The following is an 18,891-nucleotide window of genomic DNA, read 5'->3' on the forward strand; positions in this document are numbered from 1 at the left end:
GCCTGATAGTATAACCTGAGTGACGGGCATGAGCAAGGCTCAAATGTCGAAATGGAAGTTTTTATCCAGCAAAGCAATCAATTGCTGGGGGCTGACGGGGCGGGAATAGAGGTAGCCCTGCACTTCGTCGCAACCGGCGTTGATGAGAAAAGCCAGTTGTTCGCGGGTTTCTACGCCTTCGGCGATGACTTTGTGCTTGAGCTGCTTGGCCAACATGATAATGGCGCTGGCGATGGCGCAGTCGTTCTGGTCCCTCGGGATGTTGAGGATGAAGGAACGATCTATCTTAAGCGTGTCTATCGGGAATCGCTTTAGGTAGGACAGGCTGGAATAGCCGGTGCCAAAATCATCGAGCGCCAGGATGACGTTCTGGGCGGTGATTTGCTCCATGATGGCAATCACGCTCTGCGTGCTGTGCATGAGCATGCTTTCGGTGATTTCCAATTCCAGCCATTGAGGTGAAATCTGATAGCGTTGCAATGCTTCCTTAATGCGCATCGGCAGGCTGTTGGTGAACTCTCTTGCTGTGACATTGACTGCGATGCGGAATGGCGCTATGCCGCTGTCTTGCCATTCCCTGGCCTGGGCACAGGCGGTTTCCAGTACCCAGGCATCTATTTGCAGGATCAGGCCGGTTTCTTCTGCGACGGGGATGAATTCTGCCGGGGAGATCAAGCCTTTTTCCGGGTGTTGCCAGCGCAGTAAGGCTTCAGCACCGATGATTTTGCCGCTTTGTATATCAACTTTGGGTTGGTACTGTAAATAGAATTCTTGGTTTTCCAGGGCCTTGCGGATGCTGGATTCAAGATACAGCCTGCCAGCGATACTCTGGTTCATGCTGTCGCTGTAAAAAACAAAGCTGCCGGATACATTGCCAGCACTACGCTTGGCCTTGTACATGGCAATGTCGGCTTTTTGCAGCAAGACATTGGCGTCGTTACCATCTTGGGGGAAGACGCTGATACCTATGCTGGCACCGACGCGCAACTCATGTCCAGAGACGATGAAGGCATCATTCAGGGTGTGCAAGAGTTTTTGTACCACCAGGCTGGCATGAAAATGCTGGTTGATGTCTAGCACGGCAATGGCAAACTCGTCGCTACCTAAACGGGCAACGATGTCGTTCTCGCGCAAGGTAAGCAAAAACCTGGCGGCGACCTGGCTTAGCAATTCATTGCCAATATCGTGGCCCAGGGTGTCGTTGATGAGTTTGAAGCGGTTCAGGTCCAGGAAGATGATGGCGGCACTGGTGTTATTTCTTTGTGAATGCAGTAGCGCATTATCAACCAGTTGGCGGAACAGACTGCGGTTGGGCAAGTTGGTGAGGCCATCGTAATAAGCCAGGTGATTAATCTTTTGTTCTGCTTCTTTGCGTGCAGTGATATCGCTGAGGTAGCCTATGATGCCTATGGGCAAACCCTGGGCATCACACAAGGGAGAAAGATTGAGGCTGGCCCAGAAAACCTCACCTGATTTTTTCTTGCGGCGCACTTCCATTTCACGGCCGCCGTGCTCGAGGAAACTGTCATACATTTGCATGCCAGTTTCATCTTCACCGTCATACAGAAACAGGATGTTCTTACCTATCACTTCTTGCGCAGCATAGCCAAACAGCTTTTCTGCACCACGGTTCCAGCTCAGGATAAAGCCTGCCAGATCCATGGTCACAATAGATTCATGAATTTGATCGATGATCTGGGTCTGTTGCCATTGGGCCTGGGCAGATGCCTGCATTTCCTGGTCAAGTTGGGCACGTCTGGAAAATAACTTGGCCGTGAGGCTGGCAAGTGTATTTAATTTTGCGAGGTCGGCTTCGTTGATGTGCCCTTTTTTTCCGGACAATATGTAATAGGTTTCAGGCGATGTCATGCATAACACGTCGTCGCGTGCTTTTTGCGCATCGATCTTCCCGTGTTTGAATGCAGCATCAGCACCATGGAAAACTTCTTTGACTATGCGATTTAACGCGGCGTCCAGCTCTTCACCTTGCAGGCACAAGACTGCCTCGCCAAGGCTGGCACCGACTTCCAGTTCATCTATCGCAGGCAGTCTGGTCATCTACATGTCCTGACAAACCTGATTAACCCACGCATAGGCGGTGATCACGCATTCATAATAATCGTCGGCACTCAAGCCAAGTTCTTCAATCAAGCCAGGAGTAAAGTCCTTGTATGGCCGGTCAGCCTTCTCGACCAGATCCAGGCTCTTGCCCAAGGCACCTGTCTTTTGCAGCAAAGCGCTCAACACTTCAGAATTCAGGTTCAGTGGTTGCAAGACTTCAATCAAAGGATTGCCAAACAATTTATCCAACAAGGAAAACATGCCGACCATGAAGGCACAATCCAGTTCATCTTTACTGCCGCTACGTTTAAGGCAAATTGCTTCCATCAGGCTGGCGCGAAAAGCAGCGCGTGGCATTAAAGGATTTAACCCACCATGGTGATCTTGCTGGCGGGCGTACAACAATAATTGCAGCCATCTTTGCAATTGCCTGCGCCCTAGCAAATTAATGGCCTGACCAAAGCTGGATACGCGCACGGTTTGTGCAAAGGCAGCGGAACTGACCAGCTTGAAGAGCATGAATGAGAGTGTCGCATCCTGCTTGAATAGTTCTTCCAACTCTCGCGATTCGGCATCGCGAGCAACCAAACCCAACAGCTTGAGCAGGCGGGTTCTGGCTGTTGCATCTGCGGCCTTGTTGTGGACAGGTGGATTAAATGCATAATCGCCTGAGAACCATTTAAAGCCAGCTTCATCAGCTTGCGCCAGCAAAGCTGAATTTGGCAAGTTTTGCGCTATATGATTGCCACCTTGCAGACGTATCATCAAGGGTTTGACATGCGCTGGAATACCCTTACTACAGTCAACACTAATTTTACTTGCGCCTTCCCAAATGGCATTGGTCTCAATATCATCAATAACGATACGTGCCCCATGAGAGCTGAAATACTTGAGCCTGGACTGTCTATCTTTATCGTCTGCCGATCTGGAGGGCACAGAGAACAGTACGCGCGCCAATGGCAAGCGCGTATCAATGTCTGCCGGCACAAGAACTGGATCTGGAACCCTGATCAAAACTGAAATGCCAATGAGTTTGGAGAAAATTTCTTTTTCTTGCAAAAACTGGAGGATGCCAATCGCTTCACTGACAGGCAAAGTGCCAAAATCAGCTTGTAGGGCAAGCAATTGTTGCTTGCTATTCATTACAGGCAAAAAAGTGCCAATTCCACGGGCCAGTATCATAAAAAACGTACTTAAATTGTTACAAAAATTGGTACAGATATTAGTTTGGGAATTAACCAATTGCAACACAATTTAAAGCGGCAGGTGAGGTTTTTTGATACTTTTTGAAGCTATCTGACACAATTATCAGAAAATGGGCGCTAAATTGCTGTACTGGTGATTTTGCAGCAGATCTTGCAAACACTGCTAGCTACCTATCAGCATAGAAGATATTTTAGATTTCACCAATAAGACAAGTAGCAAATATGTTATGCCTCTCGATTAATGCAGGTGCTTGACTTAGTCGCCACCAAGGAAAATTTGTTGCAGGTCATTTAAAAATTGCTTGCCCAATGGCGTAGGACAAATAATTTCATGATCGCGATAAAGCAAGCCTTTATGCTCTGCAATCAATAGTTCTTTTTCTATTGTGTTGAGCAACATGCCTGTGCGTTCCTGGAACAGGTTGACCTTGAAACCCTGCTGCAAGCGCAGTGCATTCAACATGAATTCAAAACCCATTTCATCCGTTGGGATTTCAAGCGACTCTTGCACGCAATTACCACTTGCAACTGCATCCATATAGGCCCTGGGTTGCTTATAGCGCGCCTGGCGTATCACACGATGTGGGAAGGAGATTTTTGAATGCGCACCAGCACCTATGCCGAGGTAATCACCAAAGTTCCAGTAATTCAGATTATGTTTTGATGCCCTGCCCGCTTGTGCGTAAGCAGAGACTTCATAATTGCCATAGCCTGCTGCCGCCATGCGACCATGAATAATATCCTGCATTTCTGCACTCAGGTCATCATCGGGTATGGCTGGGGGGAACTTGGCGAAATAGGTATTTGGCTCCAGCGTCAGGTGGTATAGCGACAGATGCGGCGGTGCGAAAGAGATCGCTGTTTCCACATCCTCTCTTACTTCATCCAGCGTCTGGCCTGGCAAAGCAAACATCAAGTCCAGATTGAAGTTATCAAAATTCGCCTGTGCAATTTCTATGGCGCGACGCGCCTCGACACCGTCATGGATACGACCCAAAGCAGCCAAGTGTTTGGAGTTGAAGCTTTGTATACCTATCGATAAGCGGTTGATGCCGCTTTGAAGGTAAGAGCGAAATTTTTCTGCTTCAAAAGTACCGGGATTGGCTTCCATGGTGATTTCTGCGTTGCCATCAAGTGGCAACAGCGTTCGCACGTCAGAAAGCAACCTGTCCAGACCTGCCGCCGACATCAGACTGGGTGTGCCGCCACCAATGAAAATGGTGTATATCTTGCGACCCCAGATCAATGGCAAGGCAGCTTCAAGATCAGCGCGCATGGCATCCAGGTAAGCTGACTCGTCGAAACTGCCTTTGACTTCATGCGAATTGAAATCGCAATAAGGACATTTGCGCACGCACCAGGGGAAATGGATATACAGCGATAGCGGCGGCAACTGGGTCAGGTTCAGACTACCTGGTGCAAGATACTGGCTGGCCACATCACCGGGGATATTCGATAAGTCCGGTGATTTTTTTTGTACAGGCTGGCTTGCCGCTATGGGCTTGATGGGTATCATTTCAGTTTTTCAACAAGGGCGCGCAAGGCTTGCCCACGGTGCGACAATTGATTCTTTTCTGCTGCTGCGAGTTCAGCCACAGTCTTGTTCAAACTGGGAATGAAAAAGTGTGCATCATAGCCAAAGCCGTTTTCACCACGGGCATCTGCGATAATTTCACCAGCCCAGATGCCATCGGCAATCACTGGCTGCGGGTCGAATTCTGAGCGCACAAAAACCAGCACACAATAATAATAGGCCGACTTGTCTGCTACGCCAGCCAAATCTGCGATGAGTTTTTGATTGTTGCGCAAATCAGACTTGGGCTCACCTGCAAAGCGGGCAGAAAGCACGCCCGGCGAGCCTTGCAAGGCATTGACGCAGATGCCGGAGTCATCGGCCAGTGCTGGCAAGCCTGTCAGGCGGGATGCATGTCTGGCCTTGGTCAGGGCATTTTCCACGAAACTGGGATATGGTTCCTCAGCCTCAGGTACCTGAAATTCAGACTGTGCCCTGAGGTCTATCCCCAGCGGGGACAATATCTGGTAAAACTCTTTGAGTTTGCCCTGATTATTCGAAGCCAGGACTATTTTCTGGTTTTTACTCATGCTTGTACTTATGTTTATACTTACAATCAGCTTACCTGCAAACCCAATACTTCTTTTTGCAAGGCGATCAAGTCAGTGATGCCGTCGTGCGCCAGATTGAGCAAGGTATTCATTGTCATGCGGTCAAACGCTTCACCTTCCGCCGTCCCCTGCACTTCCACAAAGTGGCCGTGCTCTGTCATGACGACATTCATGTCGGTGTCACATTGTGAATCTTCAGGATAATCAAGATCCAGCACAGGATGCGATTGATATACGCCCACCGATATCGCCGCCACAAAATGCCTGAGTGGTACACGCGGGATGAGTTCACGTTCTACCAGTTTGGAAAACGCATCGTATGCGGCAACCATGGCACCAGTGATGGATGCTGTACGGGTGCCACCATCAGCCTGAATGACATCGCAATCAATATGCAGCGTGCGCTCGCCAAAGGCTTCAAGATCAAAGGCAGAACGCAGGGAGCGCCCTATCAGACGCTGGATCTCTTGCGTGCGGCCAGATTGCTTGCCCTTGGCAGCCTCCCTATCCATGCGGCTATGAGTGGAGCGTGGCAACATGCCATATTCTGCAGTCATCCAGCCTTGTCCTTTGCCTTTTAGGAAACCTGGGACTTTATCTTCGATACTGGCTGTACATATGACTCTGGTATCACCAAATTCGATGAGGACAGAACCTTCGGCATGCTTGGTAAAATGGCGGCTGATAACCACCGGACGCAGTGCGTCCGGTGCGCGCCCACTAGGGCGAAATGAGTTTGACATGATTTAATTCTTAGAAGTGATGCGTGATGATTTGTGTATCGCGTTGCGAATTTCTGCTATGGCTTTTTCAATTTCCGCATCATTGAAAACATCGCCGTCTGTGACTTCCATTTCAGCATCGATTGGTGCCTGTATGGTAGTGGTAACAGAGCCGATAGGTAAAGTATTGGTAGAGATGATGGTGGAATTATCCATGCGATCATCGCCTTCCCACATCATGGCAAGGGCTGTGACGTTATCGCTTTGCTTGCCTGCGATATCGACAGCTGAGCGTATCAACTCGGGCACCGCACGCACAATGGTGTGATCATGCAGGCGCTGGGCCAGCATATGGTCAGGCAAGACTGACCACAGGCCATCAGAACATAGCAATAACAAATCGCCAGGCTGCAAAACAGCACGACGCGATAATTCAACGATAGGTGCGTTGGGAGCGCCCAGGCAGTTGAACAACTTGTTGCGGTCAGGATGGGTATGTCTTTCTGCAGGATCGACTTTGCCTTGGGCAATCAGAGTTTCCAGACGGGAGTGGTCCTTGGTACGCAATAAAATCTGCCCCTGGCGCATCCAGTACAAGCGTGAATCACCACAATGCGCCCAATAGGCATAGCCATTTTGTATGAGGCAGGCAACGATGGTGGTACGCGGTGTTTCCGGCAAATTATTGATGGCGCGGTAACGATGTATCTCTTGATGGGCAGCCAGGAAGCTGTCTTCCATGAAGCGCTCCGGCCGTCCTATCATAGGGTGAGCCTGTTGCTGGAACAAATTGCCTATGGTTTGCATGGCGATGGCAGCGGCCATTTCGCCCATGATATGACCACCCATGCCGTCCGCCAGCAAAAGCAAAATCGAATCGCGGGTAAAGCTATACCCCATCCGATCCTGGTTAACCTTGCGGCCACCAATATGACTTTCTTGATAAACGGAAAAACGCATGAGATTTTAAAAACTTATGAAAACTATTAATATAAACAAAACAAAGGATAAACCAATATAGTTTACCCAGGGTTTTGGCCAAAAGCGGAATTCAATTCAGGGTACTTTCCTGTATTGTGGTATGGTCGCTTTCTACTTTCTTTCTTTTGCCACTGCCAATCAAGGTCTTGAATTTCAATGTCATTTTCTCCATGAAAGTCAATTCGCGCTGTGGCTGCGCCTGAATAGCCAGGGCTTTTTGCAAGGCAAATACACTTTGCGGCCGCTCCAGTGGATCAAGTTGCAGGCACCAGCGTACGACCTCGATCAGTTCTGTGGAGTATAAACCTTCCAGCTTGCGATAATGCCCTTCCATCTTGTCGCTGGTCTTGCGCTGATCTGAGGGTTGTGGTGGCGCACCAACCATACAGGCAAAAATCGAGGCACCAATGCTGTATATATCAGTCCAGGGACCAAGATTGCCATTCTTCAGATACAACTCTGGCGCGGCAAAACCAGGAGTATACATTGGGTAGAGCTTGGGGATGTCGGTTTTCAGGGTTTGACGGGCTGCGCCAAAATCCAGCAAGATCGGTGTGCCGTCCAAACGCAGATAGATATTCGCAGGCTTCAGGTCCAGATGCAGCAATTTATTGGTATGCACTTCACGCAAACCGTTCATGACCTGGTTGAACATACGACGAATGAATCGTTCTGACACCAACGGCTTTTCACCTTTGTCGCGACGGCGCAGGATATGTTCTTGCAGTGAGCGGCCAGATTCATAAGCCATGACCATGTAGACGGTCTCATTGGCCCTGAAAAAATTGATAACACTGACCACATTAGGGTGAGAGATACGTGCCAGTGCACGCCCCTCTTCAAAGAAACACTTCAAACCTATCCGATAAATCGGCAGGTTTTCATTGGAAATAGCCGGAACCAGCTCGCCCTGTTGGCGTAATGCCAGGGAACTTGGCAAATATTCTTTAATTGCAACTGCGTTGCCATCTTCATCAGAAGCCAGATATACAATACTAAAGCCACCGGACGCAATTTTCTTTACAATGCGATATCCGGCGATTTCCAGTCCATCTGGCAGAGGTGCGTTATTTTGTGCGGCCATCAATCTTCCAATTCACTATACAAAACGGATTGTGTTGATTATTGCGGTATTTGTAAAGAATATCCTAGTGTCTAATGCGCAATTTTGCCAATCTAATCCACAGTTCGCGCTTTTTTAAGGAAATACCTTGAGCATTTTTAGCATGACAGGTTATGCCACCAGCACTAATGAAACCGATGCTGGCACCATCACTATTGAGATCAAAAGCGTCAATTCTCGCTTTTTAGACCTACAATTTCGCATTAATGACGAGTTTCGTTCGATTGAATCACAGTTTCGCGAAGCGATAACGCGCAAGCTGGCGCGCGGCAAAGTGGAGTGTCGCTTCAGCTTTGGCAAAAAACTGACAGAAACACACAATAAGAGTCTTAATACAACTTTACTTGAGCAGCTTTCCAGTTTTCAGGCTGGCCTCAAGCCGCAGTTTCCTGATGCCGCTCCGCTGAGCACGAATGAGATCCTGCGCTGGCCTGGCGTTATAGAAGAAAGCGAAATCAATGCTGAATTCTTGCAGACTGCCATTAATGACACTATCAACAAGACGCTTGAAGCATTTATTGTTAGCCGTGAACGTGAAGGAGCAGCACTGGAACAAGTACTGCTGAGCCGCATTGCGGCCATGGAAGAAATCGTCACCCGAATCACGCCGTTGATGCCGCAGATCGTCCAGCAATTCCAGCAAAAAGCCACTACCAGGCTGGAGGAGGCACTGGGGCTGGCCCTACAATCAGGCGGCAGCAATGCTGGCCAGACTATTACGCGTGAAGAAGCTTTGGACCGCATACGCCAGGAAGTGACCATGTATGGCATTCGCGTGGATGTTGCGGAAGAACTGGCGCGCCTGTCTGCCCACCTGACAGAAACCAGGCATATCCTGAAAAAAGGCGGCCAAGTCGGTAAAAGACTGGACTTCATGATGCAGGAACTGAATCGTGAAGCGAACACTTTAGGCTCCAAAGCAGCATCCAAGGAATTGTCTGATGCTTCCATGGAATTGAAGCTATTTATAGAACAAATGCGCGAACAAGTACAAAACCTTGAATAAACAGGCGCATTTGCTTATACTCGCGCACTCTTTTTCTTGGGAAATGTTTCGAGATAAAAACGGGCTGTAAATATGCTCGTCCCTTTGCCTTGTAAATAAACTCAATAACCACACTGGAGGAATCTCATGCAAACCAATAATTCGACTGCCGGCAGTCTGTTTGTGGTGGCCGCCCCCTCTGGTGCTGGCAAGTCCACCCTGGTAAATGCCTTGCTGGCGCAGGAACCTGCCATCAAATTATCGATTTCCTACACCACCCGTCCGCCACGCCCTGGTGAACAAAATGGTCGCGAATACCATTTCACGACACCAGAAGATTTTCTGGTGCGCAAGGCTCAGGGAGAATTTCTGGAGTCAGCTGAGGTGCATGGCAACTACTATGGCACTTCACGTATTATCATTGAAGAACAGATGCGTTCGGGTACAGATGTTCTACTGGAGATAGACTGGCAAGGTGCGCAACAAGTCAGAAAACAATTTCCTGGAGCAGTTGGCATCTTCATCTTGCCGCCCTCCATTCCAGCACTGGAAGAACGTTTGAGAAAGCGAGGCCAGGACGAGCCGCATGTCATCACTAAGCGGATTTTGGCTGCCGGCGGTGAAATGGCCCACTCCCCAGAGTTCGAATATGTTATTATTAATCAAGACTTTGCAACAGCCTTGTCAGAATTGAATGCAATCGTGAAGGCAACACGCTGCCGATTTGCACAACAGGCAACACGCCACCATGAGCTGTTTGCCCAACTTGGCATTCACGCCAATGCGAATTGATTCGCAAATCCAATTTAGTTATCTAGTTTGTATCGAGGAAAAAACATGGCACGTATTACTATTGAAGATGCACTGAAACAAATCCCTAACCGCTTCCAGTTGACACTGTGCGCCACTTACCGCGCACGCCAATTGCTACAAGGCCATACACCCAAGGTTGACTCCAAGGACAAACCCACCGTCATCGCCCTGCGTGAAATCGCGGAAGGTAAAGTTGGCATAGAAATGCTGAAAAAAGTGCCAATGTAAGATACTGCATCTGCATTCTTAACCGCTACCTCTAAAAGCCTTTATCCGGTCGGGAATCACAGAATGAACCTCAATGATAGTTATTCATCTCTGGAAAACAAACCGGCCGATTCAGGTTCAGTCGCGCTGGCTGCTATACGCAGCCCAGCCAATGCTATCAATAAGCACAACTCCCATCTGGATGAGATAGACAGTGTTCGTGCGTCGTCAGCGAATACCGGCGTCGCTTCGATTACTGCATTGACTAATCGCGTCAGCGAGTACATGTCGGCCAGTGAACTAAAATTGGTCAAGGAAGCCTATCGCTTCTCTGATGAAATGCATCTGGGTCAGGTACGCAAATCTGGTGAACCATATATTTCCCACCCCATCGCTGTGGCTGAAATCTGCGCAGAATGGAAGCTGGATGTGCAAGCCATCATGGCCGCTCTTTTGCATGACGTGATGGAAGATCAGGATGTTAAAAAAGACGAGTTGATCGAACGCTTCGGCGCACCTGTTGCCACACTGGTCGACGGCCTCTCCAAACTGGAAAAGATAGAATTCCAGAGCCAGATAGAAGCCCAGGCAGAAAATTTCCGCAAGATGTTGCTCGCCATGGCGAGAGACGTGCGCGTGATTTTGGTAAAACTGGCAGACCGGCTGCACAATATGCGCACCCTCGATTTCATGTCGTCAGAAAAGAAGCGCCGCATCTCACGCGAGACCATGGACGTGTATGTGCCTATAGCACATAGGCTGGGCCTGAATAATATCTATCGCGAGTTGCAGGATCTGGCGTTTTCGCACCTTTACCCCATGCGTTACCGTACGCTGTCTAAAGCAGTTAAAGCTGCCCGAGGCAATCGTCGAGAAGTCGTTAACAAGATCATGGACGCGGTAAAGACCGCGCTGGCAGAAGCTGGCCTGAAAGCAGAAGTATATGGCCGCGAAAAAACCCTGTACGGCATTTACCGCAAAATGCATGACAAGCACCTGAGTTTTTCCCAGGTGCTGGATGTGTATGGCTTCCGCATCGTGGTCGGCGATTTTCGTGACAGTTATTATGCCCTGGGTAGTTTGCATGCCTTGTACAAACCCATGCCGGGCAAATTCAAGGATTATATTGCCATACCCAAGACCAATGGTTACCAATCCCTGCACACCACATTGATTGGCCCTTATGGTACGCCAGTGGAATTCCAGATACGCACGCGTGATATGCACCATGTGGCTGAATCTGGCGTCGCAGCACACTGGTTGTACAAGAATGAAGAAGGCAGCCTGACTGATTTGCAACAGCGGACTCACGCCTGGCTGCAGTCTTTGCTGGACATACAAAAACAGACTGGTGATTCTGCCGAGTTTCTGGAACATGTCAAGATTGACCTATTCCCCGATTCTGTGTACGTCTTCACACCAAAATCCAAAATTATTGCCCTGCCACGCGGAGCAACAGCTTTGGACTTTGCTTACACCATCCATACAGATATTGGTGACCAGGCGATTGCCACTCGCATCAATCATGAGCCAGTACCTTTGCGCTCTGAATTGAAAAATGGCGATATCGTCGAGATCATCACTTCCCCTAATTCGCGCCCGACACCAAACTGGCTGACTTATGTGCGCACAGGCAAGGCCAGGTCAGCAATACGCCATTACCTGCGCACGATCAACCTGAACGAATCAACAGAATTGGGCAAACAATTGCTGGCACAAGCACTAGTGTCGGTGAATCTGAATCCAGATTTGCCAGAGAGCCTGGTCGATAAATTGCTCAATGAATCCAGCGCCAAGTCTCTGGATGAAATCCATACCGACATCGGTATAGGAAAACGGATGGCTGCACTGGTAGCCAGGCATATCCTCGACCTGGTGGAAGATGATTCACCATCCATCCCTTTCCAGCAATATGGCGACAAGATCAGCAACAAGCGCGATCCAGTCATCATTTATGGCAGTGAAGGCTTGTCCGTGCAATTGGCAGCATGTTGCCTACCCATACCTGGCGATGGCATCGTCGGCCAGCTCAAGCGCGATCAGGGCCTGGTCGTACATACGGATGACTGTGAGCACGCCAAGCGCCTGCATATCAAGGAGCCAGACCGCTGGATCGACGTGAACTGGGGTGAAGACCTCAACCGTCGCTTCGATTGCCGCATTGCTGTGACAGTGACGAATGAACGCGGCGCCCTCGCCCGCATCGCCGCAGAAATTGGCGAATCAGACGCGAATATCAGCCATGTCAACATGGAAGACGGCGATGCCAATGACATGACCAATATTCACTTCACGATACAGATAGAAGACCGCACTCACCTGGCGAAAATCATGCGCAACATCAAGCATTTGACTGGTGTTACGCGGATAGTCCGAGAGCACGGTTAAAGAAGGCTGCTAGTGTATGGTCTTGTGCATTTTGCGCAAACCCCACCAGACCGCACCGGCAATCACCGGCAGCGATAAGCCAGCCAGAATATCCGGATTGATGGGCAGATCCATGGCCTTGAGACCCTTGCCTGCATAATAGACCAAACCTGTCACGTAATAACTGATCGCCACGACCGACAAGCCCTCTACCGCTTGCTGCAAGCGCAATTGCTGGCCAGCGCGGGCGTTCATGCTTTGCAGTATCTTGCGGTTTTGCTGTTCCTGAACGATGCCCACTCTGGTGCGCAACAAATCATTGGTATTGGCGATACGCTCTGCCAGCGTCTCCTGACGACGTACGATAGCTTCACAGGTATTCATGGCGGGGGCCAGGCGCCGGTCCATGAATTCACCTATGGTAGGCACCCCTTCTATCCTGAATTCGCGCAACTCGGCTATGCGTGACTGCACCAGCTTGAAATAAGCCTTGGATGCAGCAAAACGATAACTGTTTTCCAGAGCCAGTTTTTCAGTACGGGCGGCCAGGTCTATAATTTGCCGCAACAAGCTTTGCTCAGCATCGGTGGAATTAACCTCACCGTGACAATTAGCTGTCATGGTCATGGCTGCAGTCAGGGTAACCAGTTCACTTTCTATGTCATTCAACACGGGAGAAGCATTTTGCGCATGCGGCAGGCCCAGCAAGGCCATCATTCGATATGTTTCTATCTCCAGTAGTCGCTGCACAGTACGACCGGCTTGCTGATCCAGAAAGCCATTGTCCTTGACGACGAAGCGGCTGAAACCGTCAGCCTGGATCAGGAAATCAGTCCATACTTCGCCACGACTCAAAACTTCACACCCCACCACCACTCCACCCTCAAATATCTGCTTTACCGGCAAAGGAGGATTAAATGCCTGTGCGGCAGGAATAAGTGCCACATGGGTCGCCACCATGACTTTTTCTTGCAACTCAAACAACCATTGTTGCGGCAAATGACGAATTGGTGCATTCGCAAACACCTGCGCCAACTCGATTTCTGGCGAGACCTCGTTTTGCTGCTCGGCCTGGTTTTCTACAAAGGTATAGGTGGCAAATTCTGTATGGCATTCCCATTTAAGGCGGAAACGACCAAAATCATGGAAAAAATACTTGGCATCCCCTGAGGGACTGGCGACGGCAAAGTGCCGGCAAAAATCACCCAGTATGACTTGCTGCGTCAGCAGATTATCACCACCGAGATGGGCATCGCTCCGGGCAAAAATGGCCAGATGTGTTAATGTCTCAGGGGCATGCAGCCGCAACGAGGGTCTGGAATGGACTTCTGCCGCCAGCGGCACGCGCAAGGGATGATTGAGTTTGGAATAAGCAATGGACATGGGATTAATCGGGAAATTAGAAATCTTATGCCGGATAATTGACCTCAAGTATGGTCAACTCCTCGATTCCTCCTGGCGTCCGCAGCGTCACTGTATCGTCAACCCTGGCCTTGATGAGTGCTCTGGCGACAGGGGAAATCCAGCTGATCTTGCCTTGCAGGGGATCAAATTCATCTACGCCAACAATAGTGACGGTATGCATTTCACCATGCTGATTTTCATAAGTGACAGTAGCCCCAAAATAAATCTGCTCAGACCCATGGTGTATGCGCGGGTCAAATACTTCTGCAAGATCAAGGCGCTTGGTCAAAAAACGGATGCGCCTGTCGATCTCGCGCAAGCGCTTCTTACCGTAGATATAGTCCCCATTTTCTGAACGGTCGCCATTAGAGGCGGCCCAGTGGACGATGTTAACGACCTCTGGACGCTCTACATCCATGAGTTGCAAAAACTCATCCTTCATGCGCTGATGCCCCTGGGGCGTCATATAGTTTTTAACACCGGCAGGAATAGCTGGCGCGCCGAATTCCTCTTCGTCGTCAGAATCTGGTTCTTTGATAAATGCTTTGCTCATTTCTACATTGTAATGGAGTTGACCAAAATAATTTTCTTTGTGGCACCGAAAGCCCACACTTAGCTTATAAAATAGACGAATACTGTGCTTGCCATTAGCGTTCAATACCACTATTGATAGCTTGCTAGCTAATGTCAGGTCGACTGATTAAGAAAATGGATTTTGCATGACAGAAAAAGCATCAATTAATGTACTCATCGTCGATGATCATGCCGTCGTCAGGGAGGGGATAAAAAGCATTATCTCAACCACAACAGATATCGCCGTTATTGCAGAAGCAGAGGCTGGATTAGAAGCAATACGTCTGAGCCGCCAACTCGATTTCGAAGTCATGCTTCTCGATATTGCCTTGCCAGACAAAAACGGCATTGAAGTATTAAAGCAAATCAAATCTGAGAAGCCGGGTTTAGCTATACTTATGTTTTCTATACACAGAGAAGATCAATATGCCGTACGTGCGCTGAAGGCAGGTGCTTCTGGCTTTCTGAACAAGCAATGCAGCAGTACGCAGATTTTGGACGCCATACGCCAGGTAGCCCGCGGATTGAAATACATCAGCACGCAACTTGCGCAAGAACTGGCCAATAACCTGAATCAAGAACATGAAGATGCGCTGCACAAAACCCTGTCTGACCGTGAGTTCCAGACCATGACCTTGATCGCATCGGGAAAGTCTGTCAGCGATATTGCAAAAGAATTGTCACTTTCTGTAAAAACCATCAGCGAATACCGCTCCAGAATTCTATTGAAGATGAAATTGCGGCACAATGCTGAATTAACGCACTACGCCATTAAAAATCAGCTTGTAGATTAAACGGCAACATTGATGTCGTCAGCAATACTCTTGTTAGCAAGGTCATTGGCAAAGCAAAATGTCAAAAACTCCAAATAATACGCAATTCAAAAGCCCTACTGACATTGCACGCGAGACATTCCGACAATTGGCGATACAGAGAATTGCGCCAACGCCAGAAGCCTATCGCAAGCTTTATAATGACATCGCTGGCGTCCCGGACGCGCCGGTAGAGGCCACGCCTCCACCAGAAACAACACCACAAATTTCAGAAGCAGAAATTTTACTGGCCAATTTTGCCAACAATCTACAACTTTCGACTGGTGACATGTCCAGCTTTGGTCAACGCTTCAGCCGCGCGATCAAGACTGGCAACTGGCAAGACTATGGCCGCGGGTTGACACTACTGGCAGAGCGTATTACGGCACCGCCAGTAGCACCGAGCAACAATATCAGCCTGGTTGACGATCCAGTGCCCGCGCCTGTCAGCAGTAAAAATATCTCCCTGGTTGATGATGGTCCGGTTGAAGACCCACGCCTGCGCATACTCAAGGATCTGCTGTACCGGACTTTGACTCTCGCCCTCACTTCTTTGCTGAAGCCGACACCGCAGCTTGCTGGTGAATCAGAAAGCCTGGGCATGTCGGTGAAAACAGCAGTCAATGAAGCGGAACTTAACCAAATTGCTGGCCGCCTCAAGCAATTATGCTTTCAAATTGAATTACAAAGCGGGGATAGTGCCGAACAGCAGGAATTGCTGCTACGCTTGTTTGATCTGCTGCTGACCAATATCCATGATTTGCTGGACAATGATAACTGGCTGCGTGGCCAAATTGAAGTCGTACAAAATTTGATTGCTGGTCCGATTGATCACCGCGCACTGCAAGAAGCCACGCGTAGCCTGAAGGATGTCATCTACAAACAAGGCGTACTGAAAAACAGCATTGCCGAATCGAAAACCTCTGTCAAAAACATGATGACAGCGTTTATCGACAGATTAAATGCCATGGCAGATAGCACTGGTGCTTATCAGAACAAAATGGGAGCTTATTCACAGCAATTGAGCTCTGCCAAGGAGGTCTCTGAAGTCAGTGCCTTGATTGCCAGCATACTCAGTGAAACCAAAGAGGTACAGTCAGAAACCCTGCGTTCACGCGACATGATAGTCGCCGCACAAAAAGAAGTCAGCGAAGCAGAAGCGCGCATCAAGGAACTGGAAAACAAGCTTGCCCATATGAGCGAACTGGTCAGGGAAGATCAGCTCACTGGCAGCTTGAACCGCCGTGGCATGGATGACGTATTTGAACGCGAAGCCGATCGTGCAGACCGTCGCAATACTCCACTATGCGTCGCTCTGCTGGATCTGGATAATTTCAAGAAGCTCAATGACACCCATGGCCATGCAGCGGGTGATGAAGCCCTGGTGCATCTGGTGCGCATCGTCAAGCAAACTTTGAGGTCCATTGACGTAGTGGCCCGTTATGGCGGCGAGGAATTTGTCATCATTATGCCCGAGACGCAACTAGATGAAGCGGCCCAGGCAATGATGCGTGTACAGAGAGAACTAACCAAGCATTTCTTTACAGCAAACGAGCAAAGACTATTCATCACATTTAGTGCTGGCGTCGCCTTGCGCAATCCGCACGAAGCTCAGGATGCCACCATCAAACGTGCGGACAAAGCCATGTATGAAGCCAAGCAATCCGGGAAAAACCGGGTTATCAAGGCCAGCTAAGTCCACCGGCAACTAAAAAATAGACAGCGTGGGGATGGCAGTAACAAACTTTCCACCCCATGCTCGGATATAGCTTAATTGCCCCTCGATTTCCTGGCGTAAATTCCAAGGCAAGATCAAGACATAGTCCGGCTTGTCTGCAGCAATTTCAGCGTCAGTCAAAATAGGTATACGGCTACCCGGCATATATTTGCCTTGCTTATGAACATTAATGTCGACAACATAGGTTAAAAGGTCGGGTCTGATGCCGGAAAAATTGAGCAAAGTGTTACCCTTTGCTGCTGCTCCGTAGCCCACCACCGTCTTCTCCTCCTTCTTGCAATTCAATAAAAATTCCAGCAGTTCAAATTTGGCTTTTTCCGCCTGTTTTTGCGCGCTTTGATAAAAAGAGACATCTGTAATTCCTGCCGCGCTCTCTTTTTTCAGCATGGCGACGACGCTATCGCTCTGGTTGCGCAGTCCTGTATCGCTACGCTGCGCAAGAACACGCAAGCTGCCGCCATGAGTAGGCCATTCCTGCACATCAAAAACCTGCAGACCATTTTTTTCAAAAATAGCCTGAACTGCATGCAAAGAAAGGTAAGAGTAATGCTCGTGGTAGGCCGTATCGAATTGATTCTCCTGCACCATATTCAGTAAATGCGGAAATTCAAAACTCGCCACCCCCTGAGGCTTAAGCAAGGCTGAAAAGCCAGCAACAAAGTCATTAATATCAGGTACATGTGCCAGCACATTATTGGCAACGGTGAGATCAGCAGATTGCTGATTTGCCTTTAACTCTTGCGCGAGATTGGTACCAAAAAAATTTTCAATGACAGGAATGCCCTTGGCACGTGCAGCGTTGGCCGTACTGGTGGTAGGCTCCACTCCTAAACAAGGAATGCCTGCTGCTTTCACATACTGCAATAGGTAACCATCATTGGCAGCCACTTCTACTACCAGGCTATGTTCGTTCAAAGCCAATTCTTGTCGCATGGCTACCACGAATTGCTCAGCATGCTTCAACCAGCTTGAAGAAAACGAACTGAAGTATGCATAATCTGCATCAAACAGGTTTTCGCGACCAGTAAAATCCAGAGTCTGAGCCAGCCAGCAAGCATCGCAAACCATCAACTTCAAAGGTAGCCAGACTTCCGGATTCTCCAGCGTATCGGTGCGCAAATAAGCATTTGAAGGTGGCGCACTACCAAGATCAAGAAACGGTTTTGTCAGCTCATGATCACAATGCCGGCATTTCATACGCTTACTCCATCAAACTCATTGTCAAGCATAGGGAAGGCACGATCTTTCCCGGATATTTCAGATATTGCCAAAGGCAGATTGATTCTCAATTTCTCATCCAATATGTTCAAGCCCAGCTCATGTGTAGGCATATAGCGTTGACTATGGCAGTACATCATTTCAACATCGTCGGTAAGAGTTTGAAATCCATGCGCAAAGCCTTCAGGTAACAAGTAACTGCACTTATTTTCTGCCGACAAGATGACAGCATACCATTGCAAGAAAGTAAGTGAATTTTTTCTAACATCAACAGCTACATCCCATACCTCACCTTTGAGGCAGGTAATCAGCTTCATCTCGGCATAGGGGGAGCGCTGCATATGCAAGCCACGGAACGTGCCTTTTTTTACGGTCAAGGTACGATTAATTTGTCTAATGGCTTGCACCCATCCGAATTGCGCCAACTCATCGGCGCAAAACATGCGTTCCAGATAACCACGTTCATCACCCAAAGGTTTGCGTTTCAAGACATGCAAGTCTGCGAGTGGCGTTGGTATTAAGTCGAAGCGTTCAGACATGGTATTTCATCAAAAATCT

17 protein-coding genes are annotated in these 18,891 nt (G+C 48.9%); 6 read left to right on the forward strand and 11 right to left on the reverse strand.

Going from position 1 to position 18,891, the window contains the following annotated elements:
- Positions 1-39 precede the first annotated feature (39 nt).
- The 7 genes from Q8K39_RS16450 to Q8K39_RS16480 all read right to left on the reverse strand — a co-directional run bounded on the left by Q8K39_RS16450 (position 40) and on the right by Q8K39_RS16480 (position 8,177).
- The gene (locus Q8K39_RS16450; protein ID WP_305261869.1) at positions 40-2,058 is read right to left on the reverse strand and encodes a bifunctional diguanylate cyclase/phosphodiesterase; all 2,019 of its coding nucleotides are present in this window, start codon (positions 2,056-2,058) and stop codon (positions 40-42) included.
- Positions 2,059-3,186, reverse strand: coding sequence for an EAL and HDOD domain-containing protein (locus Q8K39_RS16455; protein ID WP_305261872.1), 1,128 nt, complete (start codon positions 3,184-3,186; stop codon positions 2,059-2,061).
- A 336-nt stretch (positions 3,187-3,522) separates the two neighbouring features.
- Complete coding sequence (gene hemW, locus Q8K39_RS16460; protein ID WP_305261874.1) at positions 3,523-4,782, reverse strand: radical SAM family heme chaperone HemW; 1,260 nt, start codon at positions 4,780-4,782, stop codon at positions 3,523-3,525.
- Positions 4,779-5,369 (reverse strand): RdgB/HAM1 family non-canonical purine NTP pyrophosphatase, encoded by a 591-nt coding sequence (gene rdgB, locus Q8K39_RS16465; protein WP_305261876.1) that lies wholly within the window; start codon positions 5,367-5,369, stop codon positions 4,779-4,781. Before rdgB ends, hemW begins: the two co-directional genes overlap by 4 nt.
- Positions 5,370-5,395: 26 nt before the next feature.
- Positions 5,396-6,133, reverse strand: a complete 738-nt coding sequence (gene rph, locus Q8K39_RS16470; RefSeq protein WP_186954697.1) for a ribonuclease PH — start codon at positions 6,131-6,133, stop codon at positions 5,396-5,398.
- Positions 6,134-6,136: 3 nt separating this feature from the next.
- The gene (locus Q8K39_RS16475; RefSeq protein ID WP_186954696.1) at positions 6,137-7,072 is read right to left on the reverse strand and encodes a PP2C family serine/threonine-protein phosphatase; all 936 of its coding nucleotides are present in this window, start codon (positions 7,070-7,072) and stop codon (positions 6,137-6,139) included.
- A gap of 91 nt (positions 7,073-7,163) precedes the next feature.
- Positions 7,164-8,177, reverse strand: a complete 1,014-nt coding sequence (locus tag Q8K39_RS16480) for a serine/threonine-protein kinase (protein ID WP_305261879.1) — start codon at positions 8,175-8,177, stop codon at positions 7,164-7,166.
- Positions 8,178-8,319: 142 nt separating this feature from the next.
- On the opposite strand from Q8K39_RS16480, the gene Q8K39_RS16485 reads away from it, so the two are divergent.
- From Q8K39_RS16485 to Q8K39_RS16500, 4 genes are all read left to right on the forward strand, one after another.
- The gene (locus Q8K39_RS16485) at positions 8,320-9,222 is read left to right on the forward strand and encodes a YicC/YloC family endoribonuclease (protein WP_305262045.1); all 903 of its coding nucleotides are present in this window, start codon (positions 8,320-8,322) and stop codon (positions 9,220-9,222) included.
- Positions 9,223-9,348: 126 nt separating this feature from the next.
- Positions 9,349-9,993, forward strand: a complete 645-nt coding sequence (gene gmk, locus Q8K39_RS16490) for a guanylate kinase (protein WP_305261881.1) — start codon at positions 9,349-9,351, stop codon at positions 9,991-9,993.
- Between the two features lie 45 nt (positions 9,994-10,038).
- The gene (gene rpoZ / locus Q8K39_RS16495; protein WP_186954693.1) at positions 10,039-10,242 is read left to right on the forward strand and encodes a DNA-directed RNA polymerase subunit omega; all 204 of its coding nucleotides are present in this window, start codon (positions 10,039-10,041) and stop codon (positions 10,240-10,242) included.
- Between the two features lie 264 nt (positions 10,243-10,506).
- The gene (locus Q8K39_RS16500) at positions 10,507-12,609 is read left to right on the forward strand and encodes a bifunctional (p)ppGpp synthetase/guanosine-3',5'-bis(diphosphate) 3'-pyrophosphohydrolase (protein WP_230413792.1); all 2,103 of its coding nucleotides are present in this window, start codon (positions 10,507-10,509) and stop codon (positions 12,607-12,609) included.
- A 9-nt stretch (positions 12,610-12,618) separates the two neighbouring features.
- Here Q8K39_RS16500 and Q8K39_RS16505 read toward each other — a convergent pair whose 3' ends face one another.
- Both Q8K39_RS16505 and greB read right to left on the reverse strand, forming a co-directional pair.
- A complete protein-coding gene (locus Q8K39_RS16505) occupies positions 12,619-13,971 on the reverse strand; it encodes a DUF3422 family protein (RefSeq protein ID WP_305261883.1) in 1,353 nt (450 codons plus the stop codon).
- A 25-nt stretch (positions 13,972-13,996) separates the two neighbouring features.
- A complete protein-coding gene (greB, locus tag Q8K39_RS16510; RefSeq protein WP_305261885.1) occupies positions 13,997-14,545 on the reverse strand; it encodes a transcription elongation factor GreB in 549 nt (182 codons plus the stop codon).
- 166 nt (positions 14,546-14,711) lie between these two features.
- Here greB and Q8K39_RS16515 point away from each other — a divergent pair, with 166 nt between their 5' ends.
- The gene (locus Q8K39_RS16515; protein ID WP_186954689.1) at positions 14,712-15,359 is read left to right on the forward strand and encodes a response regulator transcription factor; all 648 of its coding nucleotides are present in this window, start codon (positions 14,712-14,714) and stop codon (positions 15,357-15,359) included.
- A 58-nt stretch (positions 15,360-15,417) separates the two neighbouring features.
- A complete protein-coding gene (locus Q8K39_RS16520; RefSeq protein ID WP_305261888.1) occupies positions 15,418-17,073 on the forward strand; it encodes a GGDEF domain-containing protein in 1,656 nt (551 codons plus the stop codon).
- A gap of 12 nt (positions 17,074-17,085) precedes the next feature.
- Here the strand turns inward: Q8K39_RS16520 and Q8K39_RS16525 are convergent, their stop codons facing one another.
- Complete coding sequence (locus tag Q8K39_RS16525; RefSeq protein ID WP_305261890.1) at positions 17,086-18,312, reverse strand: class I SAM-dependent methyltransferase; 1,227 nt, start codon at positions 18,310-18,312, stop codon at positions 17,086-17,088.
- A complete protein-coding gene (locus tag Q8K39_RS16530; RefSeq protein ID WP_305261892.1) occupies positions 18,309-18,872 on the reverse strand; it encodes a dTDP-4-dehydrorhamnose 3,5-epimerase family protein in 564 nt (187 codons plus the stop codon). The genes Q8K39_RS16525 and Q8K39_RS16530 overlap by 4 nt, the downstream gene beginning before the upstream one ends.
- Between the last annotated feature and the right edge of the window lie 19 nt (positions 18,873-18,891).

This window comes from Undibacterium sp. (assembly GCF_030683615.1).
Lineage (GTDB): Bacteria > Pseudomonadota > Gammaproteobacteria > Burkholderiales > Burkholderiaceae_D > Undibacterium > Undibacterium umbellatum.